The organism is Ramlibacter sp. (assembly GCF_028291745.1).
Taxonomy (GTDB): Bacteria; Pseudomonadota; Gammaproteobacteria; order Burkholderiales; family Burkholderiaceae_C; genus Ramlibacter.
Window position 1 is genome coordinate 25,164 of the sequence record NZ_JAQGNQ010000046.1, and the last position, 18,129, is coordinate 43,292.

An 18,129-nucleotide genomic window follows, 5' to 3' on the forward strand; every position below is an offset into this window, starting at 1 on the left:
TCGCTCAGTAGCCGAGCGCCGACTTCGGCTTGCCCGTCACGGCCTCGAGAAAGCGGTAGTCCATGTTCTTCTCCACGGCCGCCGTGACGTCCGTGTTGATGTACTTCAGGTCGTGCATCATGCTGGCGATGGCCACGGCGGAAGCGCGGTGCATGGCGTAGTCCGGGTACAGGTTGGCGACGGCGCCGGTCGCGATCGCCTTGTCCAGTCCGGTGACCTTCTGGATGGTCTCGATGAACAGCTCCTTGTTGCTGGCCATGAGCTCATTGACCTTGACGATGGAGCGCACGGTCTCCTCCACGGCCTTGGGCTTGGCGGCGATCACGTCCGAGCGCGTCACGATCAGGTTGGTCAGCTTGCCCGCGGCCTGGTCGTAGGGGAAGGCGAAGAACTTGGCGGCCTTCAGTTCGCGGATCTGGGTGGCGAAGGGGTCCACCGAGCAGATCAATTCCACCTCGCCGCGGCGCAGCGCCTGCACGTGGTCCGACGGGTTCGGGATGTTGATGAACTGCACGTCCTTGTTGATGTCGATGCCCTGCCTGGCGAAGGCGCCGCGCATGTGGATGTCCTGCGCGTTGCCGCGCGACGCCGCCACCCGGAACGGCTTGCCCTGCGCCTTGTACGAGGCGATCAGCTTCTTCAGGCCGGCCCAGTCGTTGGCCGCCAGCGGCAGGTCGTTGCCCACGAGGATCTGCGAGCCGCCATTGATCTGGCCGGAAATGGCGACCACGTCGAAGCCCTTGTCGAGGGCGGTGGCGTAGTGCAGGTAGGTGACCTGGGCGACGTCGATGCTCTTGGACAGCAGTGCGGTCAGCACGTCGTTGCCGGTGTTGAAGCCGATGGCCTCCAGCTTCACGCCGGTGGCGTTCTGCGGCGTCAGCGCCAGCGGTGTGCAGTGGGCGCACTTGGCGTAGCCGAGCTTGATGGCCGGCGCTTCGTCGGCCTGGCCGGCCAGCGGCAGCAGGGCCGCCGCGGCGAAAACGATTTTCGCGATGAGTTTGAGCATGGGGTCCTTGAAGGTCGAAAGGGGCGGGCCGTCGTGGCCCTGACCCTTCGAGTGCAAGCCCCGTGCCTGTCTTGTATCCGCTTCGCGCGCTGGATTGGATACAAAGCACTCCTGGATTGCACGGCGGCAGTGCCGCATTGGTGCCGTCCGCCCCAGTGGCGTGCGCCGTGCATTCACTCCCAGTAGCGGCGGCCCTCCGCGCCCCACAGTGCGCGCGCGGCGGTCTCCGCCTCGGCGCACACGGCTTGCATGTCGACGCGGGTGGGCAGCCCGTCCTCCACCAGCACCTCGCCTTCGACGAGCACCATGCGCACGTCGCGGCCTTGCCCGGTATGCACCAGGTTCCCCAGCGGGTTCACGTGCGGGCGCAGGTGCGGCCGGTTGGCGTCGACCACCACGAGGTCAGCCGCCTTGCCGGCCTGCAGGCTGCCGATTTCGTGATCGAGGCCGAGCGCGCGCGCACCGCCCATGGTGGCCATGTGGAAAACGTCGGCCGGTTGCCAGCCGGCGTTGACGCCGCCTTCCTGCACGCGGGCCGTCATGAGCGCCCAGCGCATCAGCTCGATCATGTCGCCGTGCTGCGTGTCGGTGGCCAGCGCGATGTTGACGCCGGCGCGCTTGAGCATCGGCGTGGGCGCCAGCCGGCCGGAGGTGGCATTGCACTTCGGGATGTGCACCGCGTGCGCGCCGGCCCGGGCCATGCGCGCGGCATCGGCTTCATCGAGGTAGATGCAGTGGCCGCCCAGAAGCCGCTCGTTCAGCAGGCCGGTGTCGTCCAGCACCTCGGTGGAACTGCGGCCGGTGCGCGCGCGCACGCGCTGCACCTCCACCTGGCTCTGTCCGAGATGCGTGCTCACGCGCAGACCATGAGCCCGTGACGCCGCGGCCACTTCCTGCAGGAAGCCGTTGGAGCAGGTGTCGACCGCGTGCGCCGCGAGGTTGGGATGCACGCGCGCGTGCCCGGCCCAGCGCGCCTGCAGCGTGAGCGCGGCATCCAGCGTGCGGCGGCCGATCGCCGGGTCGTGGTGCCAGTCGCCCTGCGCCACGCGGGCGAAGTCGACGTCGTGGATGCGCCAACTGGGGGCCAGCCGCAGGCCCAGTTCGACCATCGCCTCGGTCGCGATGTCGGCGTGGACGAAGTTGTCGCCGACCAGGGTCGATCCGAACAGCAGTGCTTCCAGTGCTCCCAGCCGCGCCAGTGCGCGCGCCTGCTCGGGGTTGACCGCCGTTCCCTTCGGGATGCCCGGCGTATACGAAGGGGCGAAGCCCAGGTCGGCGGCCACGCCGCGCACCATGGTCAGGATGCTGTGGGTGTGGACGTTGACGAAGCCCGGCAGGATGAAGTGCCCCGGCAGCCGCAGCGTGCGCTGCGCTTCGTAGCGCGCGGGCGGCGCGCGGTCGATCCAGGCGATGCGGCCGCCGCGGATCCCGATCGCGCAGTCGCGGATCTCGGGCCGGGCGGGGTCGGCCGTCAGCGCGATCGCATCCAGCAGCAGGAGGTCGAAGCGGTGCAGGGTGTCTGCGCTCATCGTGTCTATCCCAGCAGCGCGTCGGCGAGGTCGATCTCCACCTCTTCGCGCTGCAGCAGGTTGAGCGAACGCTCGATGTGATGCAGGTGCTCGGTCATCAAGGCCACGGCGGTCTTCTTCTGGCCGGCCTCGATCGCATCGACCAGGCGGGCATGCTCGTCGTCCGGACAGGCCGCGACGGTCGGTGCCTCGAAGGCCAGGATCGCCAGGCAGGTGAGCGGCGTGAGCTCGCGCATCACGCGGGTCATGATGCTGCTGCCCGAGAGCTGGGCGAGCTGCACGTGGAACTCGCCGGACAGCCGCACCGAGGCGCGCCGGTCGCCTTGCGCGTGTGCCTGCTGTTCGCGCTTGACCAGTGCACGCAGCTGCTTGATTGCCCCCGGCGCCTTGCCGTCGGCGATGCGGTCGATCAGCCGCACGACGATGGCCGGCTCCAGCGTGCGCCGGGCATCGAGCACGTCCTGCGCTTCCTCCACGGTGGGCGTGGTGACGAACGCCCCACGGTTCGGGATCAGCGTCACCAGCTGCTCCACGGCAAGCCGCTGCAGCACGCCGCGCACCTGGGTGCGGCTCACCGAAAAGAGCGCGGCCACGCGTTCTTCCGACAGCTTGGTGCCGGGCATGAGCCGGTGCTCCACCACCGCTTCGTAGATCCGCTCGTAGATGTCGGAGGGCCGGGAGATCTCGGACGGCTTGGAGACGGTGTTCAGGGCAGGCCGCAGGGCCCGCCGGGCAGGCGGCAGGTTCATGAAAGCTTCCGGGGTTCGCAGCCGGCCTCAGGCCGACTCGGTGAAGATGCGGCCCCAGCCTTGCAGGGCGCGGGTGTCGACGCCGCAGACCTGCAGCGCCTTCCAGACCGCGGTGCTTACCGTGTCGTAGATCGGGATCCCCAGTTCGGCTTCGAGCGCCGGCACCAGCTGGGCGGCGCGCAGGTTGGTGCAGAAGGTGGTGATGCACTGCGGCGCGGCTTGCGCCACCTCGCGCACCATCGCCTCGATGGTGGCCGGCTCGAATTCGGAGAACGCGAAGTTCACGCGCTCACCCAGGTGCCGTTCGGCGACGCACTCGAAGTCGTGGCGCGCGTAGTTCGCAATGATGCGCTGCTGCACGTCCTGCAGGTAAGGCGTCACCAGGCCGAAGCGGCGCCGTCCGGTGCGCTCCATCAGCTCGTTGAAGGCCAGCACCGAGGTGCAGGCCGGCACGCCGGTCTCCGCCGTGATGCGCTCGCACAGGGCGCGGTCGGCATCGAAGCCGAGCCAGCCCGAGGAGGTGCCGTTCCAGGCGATCACGTCGACCCGCGCGTCGGCCAGCAGGCGGGCGGCTTCCAGGATAGTCCGCTCGTCGAACTGGCCGAGGGCCTGCGCTTCGAGCGAGATCTCGGTCACCCGGAAACGCGCGAAGTGGGCCGAGACCCCCGGCAACTGCGCCACCATCGCCGAGGTCAGCGGTTCCAGCGCCGTATTGGAGGAGGGGGTCAGCATCCCCAGCAGCACGCGTTTCATCGGTGCTTGCCTCAGACGCGGATTTCGCGGTTGAAGCGGTCGATGTACTCGGCCCGCCGCGGATTGAGCTTGGCCCAGTCGACGCCGTTCATGGCCTCCAGGTCCGCGGTGTTGCGCGCATACGCCTGCAGCCCCTTGCTGAACGTGGCCTTGGAGCTGACCGGCGCCAGCAGATAGGGTTCGTCGGCCATGCGTGTCTGCACTTCCGGGCTGAGGGCGGCGTTGATGTAGGCCGCGGCCAGGTCGGGGTTCTTGCCGTTCTTCACGATGTGCATCACGCTGCGGATGTAGATCCAGCCGCTGTCGGGCCGCGCCAGCGCCACCGGCACGCCCTTGCTCTGGAGGTCGCCGACGTTGTTGTTGTAGTGCACGGAGATGTCGATCTGGCCCTGCTGGAACAGCGTGGCCAGCGCGCCGGGGCTGCTGGCGACCGCGCTGACATTGGGCAGCAGCTTCTTCATGAACTGGAAGGCCGGTTCCATGTTCTCCTCGCTGCCGCCGTTCAGGCGCGCGATCTCCGCCATCCAGGCGGACATCAGCGTGGATCCCATCCCGGAGAGGCCGACGCGGCCCTTGTATTCGGGCTTGAGCAGGTCGTTCCAGGACTTCGGCGGGGTCTTGATCTTCTCGGTGTTGTAGGCGATGCCGATGATCTGGCCGGAGACGAACACACCGAGGCCGCGCGGGTCCACCAGCTTGGCCGGAACGTCCTTCAGGTACGGCATCTTCGCGACCGGGATCGGCGCGAAGATGTCCTGCGAAAGGGCGGCGAGGTAGGGACCCTCGTCCAGGATGATCACGTCGTAGGGCGGGTTGGCCTTGGCCGCCACGATCTTGGACACCGTGTCCACTGCCAGCGAGGGCACGAGGTTGGTGGTGGCGCCGGTCGCCTTGGCGAACGATGGCAGCAGGATGCTGCGGTGAGCCGATTCCCAGGCGCCGGGATAGGTGGTCGCGGAGATCGACTTCGACTGCGCGAAGGCCAGGCCGGACTGCGTTGCCAGCTGGGTTGCGCCCAGCGCGGCGGCGCCTTGCAGCAGCGCCCGGCGGGACAGGAACGAGGTCATGGAGATCCTTTCGTGGGGAGCACGCCTGAACACCAGGCGGTCCTGCCGGGCGCAATCTCCGTGCCACGCACAAGGCGCCGCTTTCGCGGCAATGCTCCCTACGCGGGTGCGCTTCTCGCTCCAACTTGGGTTGATGCGCACCGTCTTGTGCACATTCGGCGGCGGGATTGTGGCCAATGCGTGCGCGCATTGGGTCCAGGATGGCCGCTCGCGTGGCACGGATCTTGAGTCCGCCGTGCGCATGCAAGCCCACGTCCGCAGCGCCGGGGTCGACGTCCGCCTCGACCAGATCCATCACCGCTATGGCGCGGCCACTGCCGTCGAATCGGTATCGCTCGCGATCGCGGCCGGCGAGCTGGTGGCCCTGCTCGGTCCCAGCGGCTGCGGCAAGACCACGCTGCTGCGCATCGTTGCCGGCCTGGTGCCGCAGACCAGCGGCAGCGTCTGCATCGGCGGCGAGCCGGTCGATGCGCTCGCAACCAATCAACGCGGCGCCGGCATCGTGTTCCAGAACTACGCGCTGTTCCCGCACATGACGGTGCAGGACAACGTCGCCTACGGCCTGCGGGCCCGCGGCGAGGCGGCCGCCGTCGCGCGGGCCACGGCGCGCGAGATGCTGGAGATGGTCCACATGGCCGCGTTCGCAGGACGCTATCCGCGCGAGCTGTCCGGCGGGCAGCAGCAGCGGGTGGCACTGGCGCGCACGCTGGCCGTGCGGCCGCGCGTGTTGCTGCTGGACGAGCCGTTCGCCGCCCTGGACAAGAACCTGCGGCTGGACATGCAGATCGAGATCAAGCGCATCCAGCGCGAACTGGGCATCACCACCATCCTGGTCACGCACGACCAGGACGAAGCCATGTCGATGGCCGACCGCATCGCCGTGATGCGCGCCGGCCAGGTGGAGCAGTTCGACACGCCCGAGGCCATCTACGACCGGCCGGCGAGCCTGTTCGTGGCCAGCTTCATCGGCACCGCCAACCTGCTGCCCGGGCGGCTCTCCGGCGGCGAGCCCGCGGGCTTCGCGGTAGCCTGCCAGGGCGGTGGGGTGCTGCAACTGCGGCAGGCCTGGCCCTGCTCGCGTGCCGGCAGCGTGCTGGTGGCCGCGCGGCCCGAGCACCTGGCCATCGCGCCGCTTTCGCCGCAGGCCGTGCCGGCCACCATCGACATGGTGCTGCCGCTGGGGCCATCGCTGGTGTACGAGCTGACGCTGCCGGGCGGCCGCACCGTCAAGGTGACGCAGCCGCGCACCTCCGAGCACCCCCGCTTTGCCGCCGGCGACCGGGTCGGCCTGAGCCTGCGCGCCGGCTCGCCGGCCGGTGTGTTCACCGCCTGAGGGCCACCATGCCCCGCTCCTTCCGCTCGCCGCCCGCCGGGTCCTCGTTGTCGCTGGCCTTGCCGCTCGCGCTGTTCTTCGCGGTGTTCGTCATTGCGCCACTGGTGCTGCTGGCCTACGTCAGCCTGCATGTTGACGGCACGCTGGCGCAGGCCGGCTTCGCCCAGTACGCGAAGTTCCTGGGCGACCGCTTCAACCTCGGCGTGCTGGGCGCCACCCTCGGCCTGGGCCTGCAGGTGGTGGCGCTCAGCGCGGTGATCGGCTTCCCGCTCGCCTGGCTCTACACGCAGGCGCCGCGTCGCTGGCAGGGACCGCTGCTGCTGCTGATCATCCTGCCCCTGCTCACCAGCTCGGTGGTGCGTACCTTCGCCTGGGTCGTGATCCTGGGACGGCAGGGCATCGTCAACAGCGCGCTGCTGGATCTGGGCGTGATCGCCGAGCCGCTCAAGCTGCTGTACACGCACGGCGCCGTGGCCGTGGCGCTGGCCCAGATCGAGCTGCCGCTGATGGTGCTGCCGCTGGTCACCGCCCTGATGAACATCGATCCCAATCTGCGTCCGGCTTCGCTGGCGCTTGGCGCGGGGCACTGGCGCACCTTCTGGCAGATCACGGTGCCCCTGTCCATGCCGGGCCTGCTCACCGGCTGCGTGCTGGTGTTCGCCTCCAGCGTCAGCGCCTTCGTCACCCAGACGCTGGTCGGTGGCGGCCAGCACATGTACATGCCCTTCTACATGTACCAGCAGGCGATCGAAGCCAACAACTATCCCTTCGCCGCGGCGGTCGCGATGCTCCTGCTTGGGTGCGTGCTGGCGGTGGTGATGGCGGTCAACGCGCTCGGGCGCAGGAGCAAGGGGTTCGTCCATGCCTGATCAAGCTGTGTCCCCGGGTTTGCTGCCCGCCGCGCCCGCGGCGGCGCCGCGCGCCAGGCACGCGTTCGCCGCAGGCCTGGAGCACGCGTCCTTCCGCGCCGTGTTCGGCCTGCTGGGATTGGTCGCGGCCCTGCTGCTGCTGGCACCGACGGTCGTGGTGCTGGTCACCTCGCTCACCAGCGGCTACTCGCTCAAGTTCCCGCCACCGGGCTACTCCACGCGCTGGTACCAGGCCTTGTGGACCGAGTCGCCGGAGCTGGTCGACGCGCTGCTGCTGTCGCTGAAGCTGGCCGCGATCGCCACCAGCGCCTCCGTGGTGATGGGCGTGGCGGCGGCACTGGCGCTGGCCCGGCGCCCTGAGCCCTGGGCCCGCGCTGTGGAGGCCGTGTTCCTGTCGCCGCTGATGCTGCCGACGCTCGCCATCGGCCTGTCGCTGCTGATGCTGTTCAACCTGGCCGGCACCGCGCTCTCGTTCTGGACCCTGGTGCTCGGGCACGTCACGCTGGTCACCCCCTACGTGCTGCGCACCACGGCGGCGAGCCTGGTGCAGATGGACGCCAGCCTGCTCGAGAGCGCCAGCGCCCTCGGCGCCTCGCCGGTGTACGCCTTCCGCACGGTCACCCTGCCGCTGGTGTCCCGCGGCATCGCGGCGGGGGCCTTCATCGGCTTCATGAACTCCTTCGACAACGTCGCCGTCTCGCTCTTCCTGTCGGACGCGCGCAGCCAGGTGCTGCCGATCCGGATGTGGCACATCATTGAATCCAATCTCGATGTGCGCGCCGCCGCCGTCTCCGGTGTGCTGATCGCCGCCACCCTGGTGCTGATGGTGGTGATGGAGCGCGTGGCAGGCGTTTCGCGGCACTTCCGTTGATGCGCCGCTTCGTTCCCGGTTCAGGCGGGCGCGACGCGGTCGCCGCCCCAGCGCAGGCGCAGCGCCAGGTACTCCTCCTCGCGCACGCCTTCGCGCAGTTCCAGCGCGAACCCGGTCATGCCGCAGAAGGCCTCGATCGAGTAGCGGCCCAGGTCGGTGCGGCGCAGGCGCGCATGGCGCAGCGCCAGCACCAGCGTGGCTACACCGGCCAGCTTCAGCGCGCCCGCGCACATGGGACAGGGCTCCATCGTGCAATAGAGCGTCGCCCCCTGTGCCGCGTGCGGCCCGTGCTGCGCGAAAGCAGCGCGCAGCACGTCGGTCTCGGCATGGGAGGTGACATCGCCCTGGCTGCATTGCCGGTTCTGGCCGCTGGCCAGCAGCCGGCCCTCGCGCACCAGCACCGCGCCGGTCGGCCAGTCGCCGCGGGCATGCGCCTCGCGTGCCGCCTGCAGGGCCAGGTCCATCCAGTGCAGGTCTTCGTCGTGCTGCGGGTTCATGGCACGCGCTCTCCGTTCATTCAAAGGAAACCGAATTGAGCAAGAAACGCACCCTGTTGCGCAATGCCACCGCACTGGTCGGCGATGCGCTGGATTACGACGCCCAGCCGCTGGACGTGCTGATCGAGGGCGATCGCATCGCGGCCATCGCGCCGGCCGGCTCGCTGGGCGATGCGGAGTGCGTGGTCGACCTCGCGCGCCGCCTGCTGGTGCCGGGTCTGGTCAACGGCCACCAGCATTCGCACGAGCACTTCCAGCGTGGCCGCACCGAGAACCTGCCGCTGGAACTCTGGATGCACCTGGTGCGCACGCGGATCCCGGTGGCTCTGACCCCGCGACAGGTGTACCTGCGCACGATGATCGGCGCCATCGAGTCGCTGCGCACCGGCTGCACCACGCTGGTCGACGACATGGCGCTCGGTGCGGCGATCCAGCGCGAGAACATCAAGGCAGTGCTGGCCGCCTACGACGACGCCGGCATCCGCGCGCTGCTGGGCTTCGCCATGATGGACAAGCCCATCGTCGACAACTTCCCCTTCGTCGCCGAGCACTTCCCGCCGGAGCTGGCGGCCGAACTGCGTTCTGCCGCGCGGCCGGCACCGCAGGACTGCCTGGCGCTGGTGCGCGACCTGGCGCGCGAGCGCCATCCGCAGCAAAACCGGGTCGGGGTGCTGGTCTCGGCCTCGGCGCCGCAGCGTTGCACCGAGCCCTTCCTGCAGCAGGTGCGGGCGCTGGCCGACGATCTCGCGCTGCCGGTCATCACGCACGTGCAGGAGACCCGGCTGCAGGTCGTCACGGGGCAGCAGTTCTACGGCTCCCCCATCGTTGAATACCTGGACCGCATCGGCTTCCTGAAGCCGGCGACCAGCCTCATTCACGCGGTCTGGCTGAACCCGCGGGAGATCGAGGCGCTGGCGCGCACTGGCGCCACCGCGCAGCACAACCCGTGGAGCAACCTGCTGCTCGGCTCCGGCGTGCAGCCGGTGCGCGAGCTGCTGGAGGCCGGGGTCAACGTCAGCCTGGGTTCGGACGGCTCCTGTTCCACCGTGACCGTCAACATGCTGAACGTCCTGGGGAGCGCGGCGGCGCTGTCCAAGTTGCGCGGCGACGTGCCGCAGCGCTGGCTGTCGGCGCGCGAGGCGCTGCAGGCCGGCACCCTGGCCGGCGGGCGGGCGCTCGGCTTCGGCGATGCGCTGGGTTCGCTGCGAGTGGGCGCGCTCGCGGACCTGGTGGCGTATCGCACCGACACGGTCACGTTCACGCCGATGAACGACCCGGTGCGCCAGCTGGTGTACGCCGAACGCGGCGCCGGCCTGGACTTCTCCATGGTGGCCGGCGAGATTGTCATCGAGGGCGGGCGGCTGCTGCGCATCGACGAGGCCGCGATCCTGGCCGAGATCGAAGCGGACTTCCGCGAACTGTCCGGGCGCTATGCGCAGGCGGAGGCTTCGGTGGCCCCGGTGCTGGCCGCCGTCGAGGGCATCTACCGCCGCTCGCTGGCACTGCCCATCCCGCCGGATACCTTCGCCGCGCGGATGCCGGCATGAGCGGCGCCCGCGATTTCCACGGCTACGGCTGGCGTTATCCGGCGCTGCGCTGGCCCGGCGGCGCCGGACTGGCGGTGTCCTTCGTGCTGAACGTGGAAGAGGGCGCCGAGCTCAGTCTCAGCGCCGGCGACGAGCGCAACGAAGGCCGCCACGAGGTGAACCACGAGGTGCTGGGCGCGCCCGACCTGTGCATGGAAAGCCACTTCGAATACGGCGCGCGGGTGGGCTACTGGCGCATCACGCGGGCGCTGCTGGAAGCAGGGGTGCCGCTGACGCTCAACGCCTGCGGCCGGGCGCTGGAGACGACGCCCTGGATCGCCCGTGACGCCACGGCCAATGGTTTCGAGATCTGCTGCCACGGCTGGCGCTGGGAGTCGCACGCCGGCCTGCCCGAAGCCGAGGAGCGCGCGCGCATCGCCCGCTGCGTCGCAACGATCAGGCAACTATGGGGCCGGCCGCCGGTAGGCTGGCACACCAAGTCCTCCGCTTCGGTGAACACCCGGCGCCTGCTGGTGGAGCAGGGCGGCTTCTTGTACGACAGCGATGCCTACAACGACGACCTGCCCTACTACGTGCCGGTCGCCGGCCGGCCGCACCTGGTGCTGCCCTACGCCTTCGACACCAACGACATGCGCTTCTTCGACAGCTTCGCCTTTGCCCGGGCCGACGATTTCGCCGGCTATGCGATCGACGCCTTCGAGGCGCTGCTGCGCGAATCGCACACTGCGCCGCGCATGCTGTCGATCGGGCTGCACACCCGCATCATCGGCCGGCCGGGGCGCATCGCCGGACTGGAACGGCTGCTGGCCCACATCCGCGGGCGTGCCGGTATCTGGTGCGCCACGCGCGAGCAGATCGCCCGCCACTGGCTGGCCCACGTGCCCCCGGAAGGCGCGCAATGAAGCTGTTGCTGGTCAACCCCAACCGCACGCAAGCGGTGACCGACGCGGTGCTCGCGGCGGCGCGCAGCAGCGCCTCGCCGGGCACCGAGCTGCTGGCGGTCACGGGCAGTTTCGGGCCGCTGGTGATCGGCTCACGCGGCGAGAACGCGCTGGCGCAGCACGGCGTGCTGGAACTGGTCGCGCAGCACGCGGCCGGCTGCGATGCCGTGGTGCTTGGGGTTTCGCTGGACACCGCCCTGTGGGCCTGCCGCGAGCTGCTGGACGTGCCGATCGTGGGCATGACCGAAGCCGGCCTGCTGGTGGGCGCCACGCTCGCCACCCGCATCGGCGTGCTGACCTACGGCCAGCGCATGGGGCCCTTGTACCGCGAGCTGGTGGAGAGCCACGGCCTCACCGGTCGACTCGCCGGCATCGAGGCGCTGGAGGTCACGCCGCAGCAGACCTTCGAGGCGCCGCAGGCGGTGCAGGCCGCGGTGCTCGCTGGCGCCCAGCGGCTGGTCACGCGCGACGGCGCCGAAGCCGTGCTGCTGGCCGGCGCCGCCATGGCTTCCATGGCCGGCGTGCTGCAGGCGCAGATCGGCGTGCCGCTGCTCGATGGGGTCGCCTGCGCGGTGGCGCTGGCCGAGGCGAGGGTGCGGCTGCGGCTGCCCAAGGCGCGCAGCGGCAGCCTGGCGGCCACCGGCGGGCGCGACGTGCAAGGGGTGTCGCCGGCGCTCGCCGCCCTGTTCGGACGCTCGCCATGAGTGACGCGCTGCATCTGATGACAGCGCGCGCGCTGGCCGCGCGTGTCGGTGCGGGCAGCCTGCGCGCGGCCGACGTCGCCCGCTTCTTCATCGAGCGCGTGCAGCGTCTCAATCCTGACCTGAACGCGATCGTGCAGTTCGATCCGGCGCTGGTGCTGGCGGAAGCGGCCGCAGTTGACCAGAGGCTGGCGAACGGCGAGCAACTGCCGCTGGCCGGCGTGCCCTTCACGGTGAAGGACAACCTGTGGGTGGCAGGCCGCCGCATCACCCAGGGCTCGCTGCTGTTCGAGGATTTCGTCGCTCCGCGCGACGCGTGGGCAGTGGCCCGGCTGCGCGAGCGCGGCGCCGTGATGCTGGGCATCACCAACTGTTCCGAGTTCGCCTGCAAGGGCGTGAGCGTCAACCGGGTGTACGGCGCGACCCGCCATCCGCTGGATCCAGCGCTGACGCCGGGTGGGTCCTCCGGCGGCGCGGCCGCGGCGCTCGCTGCGGGCCTGGGCCTGCTGGCGCTGGGCACCGACGCCGGCGGCTCCACGCGGCGGCCGGCGGCGCATTGCGGGCTGGTCGGATTGAAGCCGAGCGCCGGCCTGATCCCGCACCCCTGGGGCTTCGCGGAGCCGAACTACGGCCTGTCCGTGATCGGGCTGCTGGCGCGCAACGTGGGCGATGCCGCCTGGCTCTACGACCAGCTGCTGGCGTACGACGCAGGCGATCCCGCCGGCGTGCCGGTGCTGGTGGGGCTGCAGGCCTCGGATGCGCTGGCGACGGACCCGCCGCGCGAGCTGCGCGTTGCGTGGAGCCCGCGGCTGGGCTGCGATTTCGCGATCGACGACGACGTGCTGCAGGCCCTGCAACTTCGGGTCGACGCCTTGCGCTCGGCGGGCTGGCGGATCGTCGATGCCGATCCGAGCTGGCCGGCGGAGGTGCGCGAGTACCCCTTGCTCGCACTGCAGCAGGCCGGCCTGCACGCGCTCTATGGCCACCGGCTGCGCGACGCGCGCGAGCGCTTCGACCCCGACCTGGTGCTGCAGATCGAAGCCGGCGCAGCCTGCGGCCCGGAGGTGATCGCCCGCGTGCTGCGGCTGCGCGAGCGCATCGCCGCGTCGCTGGCGCGCTTCTTCGAGGAGCATGACCTCCTGTTGTGTCCGAGCGCGCCCGTCACGGCCTGGCCGCTGCAGCAACTCGGGCCGCCGGTGATCGGCGGCCGGGCCGCCGGACCTCGCGGCCACGCGGCTTTCACGCCGCTGTTCAACTATTGCGGTGTGCCGGCCTGCTCGGTTCCCGCCGGCGAGGTGCGCGGTCTGCCGGTGGGACTGCAGGTCGCCGCACCACGCTATGAGGATGCGCGGGTGCTGCAATACGCGGCCCTGGTGGAAGGTGTCGCAACTTCGCGCTGATGGCACGTCCAGCAGGCCGAAATCGAAGACCTGCCCAGCTGGGCGAACACGGTCATTGGGATTCGGGCGCACAGGCGGGTGCGGCTCCCGCGGCGGTTCCGGCTATCGTCAAGCGAACGGGAAGTGCCCGGGTTGGCGGCAGTGATGTGCGCGACCGTTCGCATCCACACAGTGAGGAACCAGATGTCGGTCACTTTCGTGCGAATTCTCGCGTGCCTTCTTTTGTGGGGCACGAGCCTCGATGCTCGCCCGCAAACGCCAGCTTGCTCCAGTGCGGCCTCGAACGCCTTCTATACAGGGCCGTTCCTCGGGCCAGAGAACCGAATCGCGGCCCAGGACTTCTACCGCGACTATTACTGCTCAGAGCAATTCCGCAGCAGCCGCTACCCCGCCGGCTTCGTTACGATTTTCGGCAGTTCGACGATTGTGGAAAACAATACGAAGGGGACTCCGGAGGTCAACTTGGCCAACAACCTGGTCTACGCGGACGTGATGGCGTTTGCATCGGAGTGGACCAGAAAAAAGAGCAGATTTCCGATCATGACGGGCGCTGGACCAGGTCTGATGGAGGCGGGCAGCCGTGGAGCGGCCGCCGCGGGCGGGCCTAGCATCGGCTTCACAACTTACTACTTCCAAGGCAACCCCGCGAACGCGTTCCACCGATACCGGGACACAGATCAGATCGTCACCGACGGCTTGGTATTTTCCAGCGTCGCGGTGCGCGAGAGTGAGATGTTCCGACACTCCGCCGCGATGGTGATCGCTCCAGGTGGGAGCGGCACCGGCTGGGAGATTTTTCAGATCCTCGAGACAATCAAGAGCCAACAGCTGCGCGGCGTTCCGATTTACCTGGTGGGAAACGCCTATTTCCACTGGCGGCGCTTCGATGACTTCCTCGACGATATGCATGCGCGCGGCACGATCGACAAGACCGTACTCATGAAAAACGTCATCCGTGTCGAGCGCGCCGTGGACGTCGTGCCTTTGCTGGAGGCCGCCCTGCGCTCTTCCGCCCCGACCGATCGCTAGCCGAAGGAGTGCATCTGCTGAGAGTGACACGTCTGGCCCTCTTGACGCTGCTTCATTACCAATGGCCGCTGCTGCCTGGGTCACCAGCTTGCATCGAGCCGATTTGCAGGCAAGCCTCACCGCTGCCTGCGCCGCTTGCGCCAGCTCGCGCCCGGTCACTGCAACGGCTGCAGTTCGTGCTTCACCACCTCCTGCGCCACCCGGCGGCCCAGTGCGGCGCCGACCAGGCCGGAGGTCCGGTAGTGCACGCCCTCGTAGATGCGGGCATTGATCACTTCGTCGACATAGTCGGACAGCCGCTCGTACGAGCGGATGACACCAGGCGCCGCAGTGCTGGTTAGCGTGAAACGCGGCAGCGTGTCGCCATACATCTCTTGCAGCACGCCCGCCGCCGCGCCCTGGAACGTGCAGTGCGCGCAGGGGTACTCCGGGTGCATCGGCGTCGTGATCATCGGCTCCCAGTTCGCATCGAGCGTCGTCGCATCGTTGCCGTCAATGTCGCCATTGCGGATGGCGGTGACCGGGCGCCAGAAGTTGTGGGCGTACTTGGCATCGAAGATGACGATCGCCGTGTCGGCCGTCGCGATGGACGAAAGCGCGAACAGGCGCGCGGTATCGAGCAGGTCCAGGTTCTTCGCCTTGGCGGCGTGGCGCGTCACGGGGTTGTACGTCGCGGCACCGATGAGTTGCCAGAACTGCGCGATCTCGGTCTGCTCCGGTGTCCGTGCCGAGCCGGTCTTCGCGCCCATGCGCTTGACCTCGTTGTAGTCGGCGGCCCACTGGGCGCTGGTGAGCGCGTAGGGCGCCGGTGGGCGAAACAGGTCGCCGCTCTTCAGGCAGAACGGCTTGACCGCATTCCAGGTCGAGGACGCCGGGAACACCGTCGGGACGTACTTGCCGGGCGTGGTGTACGGCCGGTAGGTGATGGGCGCCGTCGCGCCGTCCTGCTCGCGCTCCGCCAGGATGGCGGCCGCGGCTTGCTCGCCCAGGCGCACGCCACTGGCCTTGCCGGCGCCCTCGGGCACCCTGGCCAGCGCTGCCTGCAGGGCGGCATCGAAATCCTTCGCCTGTGCCGGGAACAACTTGACCAGCACGTCATGGCCAGCTGCAGCTGCCGCCGCATCGGGCAAGGCGCCGGGCTGCGCCGGCAGCTTGGCGCGGTACGGCGCGTAGCGAGGCGCGATGGAGTTGAGCGCCTCGAAGATGGCGATATGCATGATGGCCATGGCGCGGCTCTGCAGGTCCGGGCTGAGCCCGGCGGCGTAGACGGCAGTGACGGCCGTCTCGTTCCAGTCGGTGACGACATCGGCATGGGCCGGGGGTCCGCACACCAGCCACGCAGCGCATGCGAGGACGGACAGGGACACGGGGTTGCGAACAGCGGTCATGGCATTTCCTCCAGGGTGGACAGCCTCACTTTAGGCAGCACCCGGAAGAATGCGCAGGCGGCGGCGACGCATGCGCCGAATCGATGGCTGGGCGCGCCGCATCGGCGATGAATCCGCCGCCTGAAGGACACCACGGCTTAACCGGTGCTCGGTTTCCAGTCCTTGCCCTTGAGCTCGATGATGTAGCTGCGGGTGCCCGAGCCGCCGATCACTTCCGCCGCATGCGTCTGCGCCGCGCCGTAGAACACGGTTCCCGGCGGCAGGTCGACCAGGTCCACCTTGCCGTTCTCGGTGTGCTTCAACTTGGCGCCGGTCAGCGACACGGTGACGTGGGCGGGGTGGTAGTGCATCCCTTGCCCGCACACACCGAGCCCCGGCCGGCTCTTGTACTCCAGGACTCGCACTTGCGCGTTGTCGACGAGCACGCGGAACGAGCGTGGATCGGCGCTGACCGCGTCCTGCGCCAGGGCCTCGCTGCCGACGCCGAATGCCGAGAGCAGGGCGACGGCCTGGCGCCTGCTCAAGCCGTGAATGTCGTTGCCGTCTGTGGTGTCCATGGGAGGCCTCCTGTGCGGGTGGTGACGATCACATCTGCCGGAACAGATGCGTGTGCGCTTCGCTGACCGGAAGCGCTTCGGGCCGGTTCTTCAGCCGCAGGCTCAGGTTGCCCCGGTCGTCGCGCAGCACGCTGTCGATCGCGTGCAGGTTCACGATGGTGGAGCGGTGGACCAGCCAGAACATCAACGGGTCGAGTTCTTCATGCAGTTCGCGGATGGTCTTGCGGATCAGGGATTCCGAGTCGGCCGTCACCACCAGGGTGAATTTCTGGTCCGACTTGAAATACAGGATCTCCTCCACGGTGATCAGGCGCACCGCGGCGCCGCGTGAGGCGTTGATCCATTGCAGGTGCGGCCGCGGCGATGGTGTCGGCGGGGGGATCCGGCTGAGGGCGTCGCGCAGGTCGGCCGCGGGCTGCTGCAGCCGGTCCTTCACGCGTTGCAGGGTCGTGAGCAGCCGGCCTGCCGTTGGCGGCTTCAGCACGTAGTCGATGGCCCCGGCCTCGAACGCCTCCAGCGCGTGCGTGTCGTACGAGGTGATGAACACGATGTGGCAGCCGGCGCCGACGCGGCGCGCCACCTCCAGGCCCGAGAGCAGCGGCATCCGGATGTCCAGGAACACCAGGTCGGGCGCGTGCTCCTCGATCGCGTGCAGCGCAGCCACGCCGTCGGTGACGCGCGCAACGATGTGCAGTTGCGGCCACAGCGTGTGCAGCAGGTCGGCCAATTCGTCCGCCAGCAGCGGCTCGTCCTCGGCCAGCACCGCTGTCGGAGTCCCCGGATCGCGCTCACGCGCTGGCATGGGGCACCCACAGCGTGACGATGGCGCCGGTCCCGTTCGTCTCGACCGACAGGCCGGCGGCGGGTCCATCGAGCCGGCGCAGCAAGGCGTGCACGCGTGCCACTGCCGCAGTGGACGGTCGCGCGGGCAGTCCGAGGACCACCCGGCAGCGACCGTCGGCGCAACGCGCCTGCAGCGTGCAGTCGCCGCCACGCGAACGCAGCGCGTCATCCACCAGCGGCAGCAGCGCACCGGGCGGGAACCGTGCATGCATCGCGGCGTCGCAAATGTCGAGCGTCATGTGCCAACCGGCTGCATGCGCCAGCGAGAGCAGCTGGGCATAGGCCCGCGCGAGCTCCGCCTCGCGCGGCACGCTGGACCCGCCGGGGCGCAGGGCCGGCAGGCTGGCGCGCAGGAACGCGATCAGCTCGTCGAGCAGGCGTTCGGCCCGCGGGGGATCGGTCGCGTACGCGTGCCGCACCGCATCGAGCATGCCGAACAGCAGCACGGGATCGATGCGCGCCTGCACGGCCTGCAGATCCAGCTGCACGATGCGGCGCCGCGCCTCCCGCTGCCCCGCCTGGGCCGCCGCGAGCCGCGCCGCAGCGGACTCGTGCTGGCGGCTGCGGCCCAGGTGGGCGAAGTACAGCGCTGCCATCGTCAACGACAACGCGAATCCGTACAACTGCATCGGTAGCAGCCCCAGCACGAAGCCCTGTTCGACGAGGATCCGGGCGCGCCCGGCGGTCACCACGTTGGGCGCCGCCGCGCAGGCGCACGCCAGCGTGAGCCAGAGCACTGCGCGGCCGACGCGACCGGTGCCCTCCGCCAGGTGGCTGCCCACATGGCCGGCCACCAGCAGGCAGACCCACAGCACGAGGCCATACAGCAGCCACCACGCGCTCACTTGCACCAGCTCCGCCGGCGCGCGCTGCTGCAGCACGCCCAGGTAGCCGGCGAAGAACTTCAAGGGCCCGGCGAACGCCAGCAGTCCTGCCATGGCGACCGCGCCGGGATGCGTTGGCAGCCACTTTGCCACGCCCGCTGCGGCGTCGGCCTGCCACAGCGCGCGGAAGGCCTGGAGCGCAGCGGTGTGCATGGCGTTTCGTCC

The 18,129-nt window shown here is 69.6% G+C and carries 18 protein-coding genes; 8 read left to right on the plus strand and 10 right to left on the minus strand.

Annotated features, from left to right (window positions below; all coding sequences use genetic code 11):
* Positions 1–4 precede the first annotated feature (4 nt).
* The 5 genes from JWP60_RS07005 to JWP60_RS07025 form a co-directional block, all read right to left on the minus strand.
* On the minus strand, positions 5–1,006 hold the full coding sequence (locus JWP60_RS07005) for an ABC transporter substrate-binding protein (RefSeq protein ID WP_299788319.1): 1,002 nt from the start codon (positions 1,004–1,006) through the stop codon (positions 5–7).
* A 173-nt stretch (positions 1,007–1,179) separates the two neighbouring features.
* Positions 1,180–2,535 carry an amidohydrolase family protein gene (locus tag JWP60_RS07010; RefSeq protein ID WP_299788322.1) on the minus strand — a complete coding sequence of 452 codons (1,356 nt, stop codon included), beginning with the start codon at positions 2,533–2,535 and terminating at the stop codon, positions 1,180–1,182.
* Positions 2,536–2,540: 5 nt separating this feature from the next.
* Complete coding sequence (locus JWP60_RS07015) at positions 2,541–3,284, minus strand: GntR family transcriptional regulator (RefSeq protein ID WP_299788325.1); 744 nt, start codon at positions 3,282–3,284, stop codon at positions 2,541–2,543.
* 27 nt (positions 3,285–3,311) lie between these two features.
* The gene (locus JWP60_RS07020) at positions 3,312–4,037 is read right to left on the minus strand and encodes an aspartate/glutamate racemase family protein (RefSeq protein WP_299788328.1); all 726 of its coding nucleotides are present in this window, start codon (positions 4,035–4,037) and stop codon (positions 3,312–3,314) included.
* Positions 4,038–4,048: 11 nt separating this feature from the next.
* A complete protein-coding gene (locus tag JWP60_RS07025) occupies positions 4,049–5,104 on the minus strand; it encodes an ABC transporter substrate-binding protein (protein ID WP_299788331.1) in 1,056 nt (351 codons plus the stop codon).
* A gap of 241 nt (positions 5,105–5,345) precedes the next feature.
* On the opposite strand from JWP60_RS07025, the gene JWP60_RS07030 reads away from it, so the two are divergent.
* The 3 genes from JWP60_RS07030 to JWP60_RS07040 are packed head-to-tail and all read left to right on the plus strand — an operon-like array spanning position 5,346 to position 8,177.
* The gene (locus tag JWP60_RS07030) at positions 5,346–6,437 is read left to right on the plus strand and encodes an ABC transporter ATP-binding protein (protein ID WP_299788334.1); all 1,092 of its coding nucleotides are present in this window, start codon (positions 5,346–5,348) and stop codon (positions 6,435–6,437) included.
* 8 nt (positions 6,438–6,445) lie between these two features.
* Complete coding sequence (locus JWP60_RS07035; RefSeq protein ID WP_299788337.1) at positions 6,446–7,306, plus strand: ABC transporter permease; 861 nt, start codon at positions 6,446–6,448, stop codon at positions 7,304–7,306.
* Entirely contained in the window at positions 7,299–8,177 is an 879-nt protein-coding gene (locus JWP60_RS07040; RefSeq protein WP_299788339.1) for an ABC transporter permease, read from the plus strand. Before JWP60_RS07035 ends, JWP60_RS07040 begins: the two co-directional genes overlap by 8 nt.
* Before the next feature lie 20 nt (positions 8,178–8,197).
* On the opposite strand, the gene JWP60_RS07045 is transcribed toward JWP60_RS07040, so the two are convergent.
* Positions 8,198–8,674 carry a nucleoside deaminase gene (locus tag JWP60_RS07045; protein ID WP_299788342.1) on the minus strand — a complete coding sequence of 159 codons (477 nt, stop codon included), beginning with the start codon at positions 8,672–8,674 and terminating at the stop codon, positions 8,198–8,200.
* Between the two features lie 35 nt (positions 8,675–8,709).
* Here JWP60_RS07045 and JWP60_RS07050 point away from each other — a divergent pair, with 35 nt between their 5' ends.
* The 5 genes from JWP60_RS07050 to JWP60_RS07070 all read left to right on the plus strand — a co-directional run bounded on the left by JWP60_RS07050 (position 8,710) and on the right by JWP60_RS07070 (position 14,292).
* Positions 8,710–10,221 (plus strand): amidohydrolase family protein, encoded by a 1,512-nt coding sequence (locus tag JWP60_RS07050; RefSeq protein WP_299788345.1) that lies wholly within the window; start codon positions 8,710–8,712, stop codon positions 10,219–10,221.
* Positions 10,218–11,123, plus strand: coding sequence for a polysaccharide deacetylase family protein (locus JWP60_RS07055; RefSeq protein ID WP_299788348.1), 906 nt, complete (start codon positions 10,218–10,220; stop codon positions 11,121–11,123). Before JWP60_RS07050 ends, JWP60_RS07055 begins: the two co-directional genes overlap by 4 nt.
* Entirely contained in the window at positions 11,120–11,866 is a 747-nt protein-coding gene (locus JWP60_RS07060; RefSeq protein WP_299788351.1) for an aspartate/glutamate racemase family protein, read from the plus strand. The genes JWP60_RS07055 and JWP60_RS07060 overlap by 4 nt, the downstream gene beginning before the upstream one ends.
* Positions 11,863–13,263 (plus strand): amidase, encoded by a 1,401-nt coding sequence (locus tag JWP60_RS07065; protein WP_299788354.1) that lies wholly within the window; start codon positions 11,863–11,865, stop codon positions 13,261–13,263. Before JWP60_RS07060 ends, JWP60_RS07065 begins: the two co-directional genes overlap by 4 nt.
* Positions 13,264–13,446: 183 nt before the next feature.
* Complete coding sequence (locus JWP60_RS07070; RefSeq protein ID WP_299788357.1) at positions 13,447–14,292, plus strand: LOG family protein; 846 nt, start codon at positions 13,447–13,449, stop codon at positions 14,290–14,292.
* Positions 14,293–14,447: 155 nt separating this feature from the next.
* On the opposite strand, the gene JWP60_RS07075 is transcribed toward JWP60_RS07070, so the two are convergent.
* The 4 genes from JWP60_RS07075 to JWP60_RS07090 form a co-directional block, all read right to left on the minus strand.
* The gene (locus JWP60_RS07075; protein WP_299788360.1) at positions 14,448–15,680 is read right to left on the minus strand and encodes a vanadium-dependent haloperoxidase; all 1,233 of its coding nucleotides are present in this window, start codon (positions 15,678–15,680) and stop codon (positions 14,448–14,450) included.
* Between the two features lie 137 nt (positions 15,681–15,817).
* Positions 15,818–16,237 carry a hypothetical protein gene (locus tag JWP60_RS07080; protein ID WP_299788362.1) on the minus strand — a complete coding sequence of 140 codons (420 nt, stop codon included), beginning with the start codon at positions 16,235–16,237 and terminating at the stop codon, positions 15,818–15,820.
* 28 nt (positions 16,238–16,265) lie between these two features.
* Entirely contained in the window at positions 16,266–17,039 is a 774-nt protein-coding gene (locus JWP60_RS07085; RefSeq protein ID WP_299788365.1) for a LytTR family DNA-binding domain-containing protein, read from the minus strand.
* The gene (locus JWP60_RS07090; protein WP_299788368.1) at positions 17,026–18,117 is read right to left on the minus strand and encodes a histidine kinase; all 1,092 of its coding nucleotides are present in this window, start codon (positions 18,115–18,117) and stop codon (positions 17,026–17,028) included. Before JWP60_RS07090 ends, JWP60_RS07085 begins: the two co-directional genes overlap by 14 nt.
* Positions 18,118–18,129: the final 12 nt, after the last annotated feature.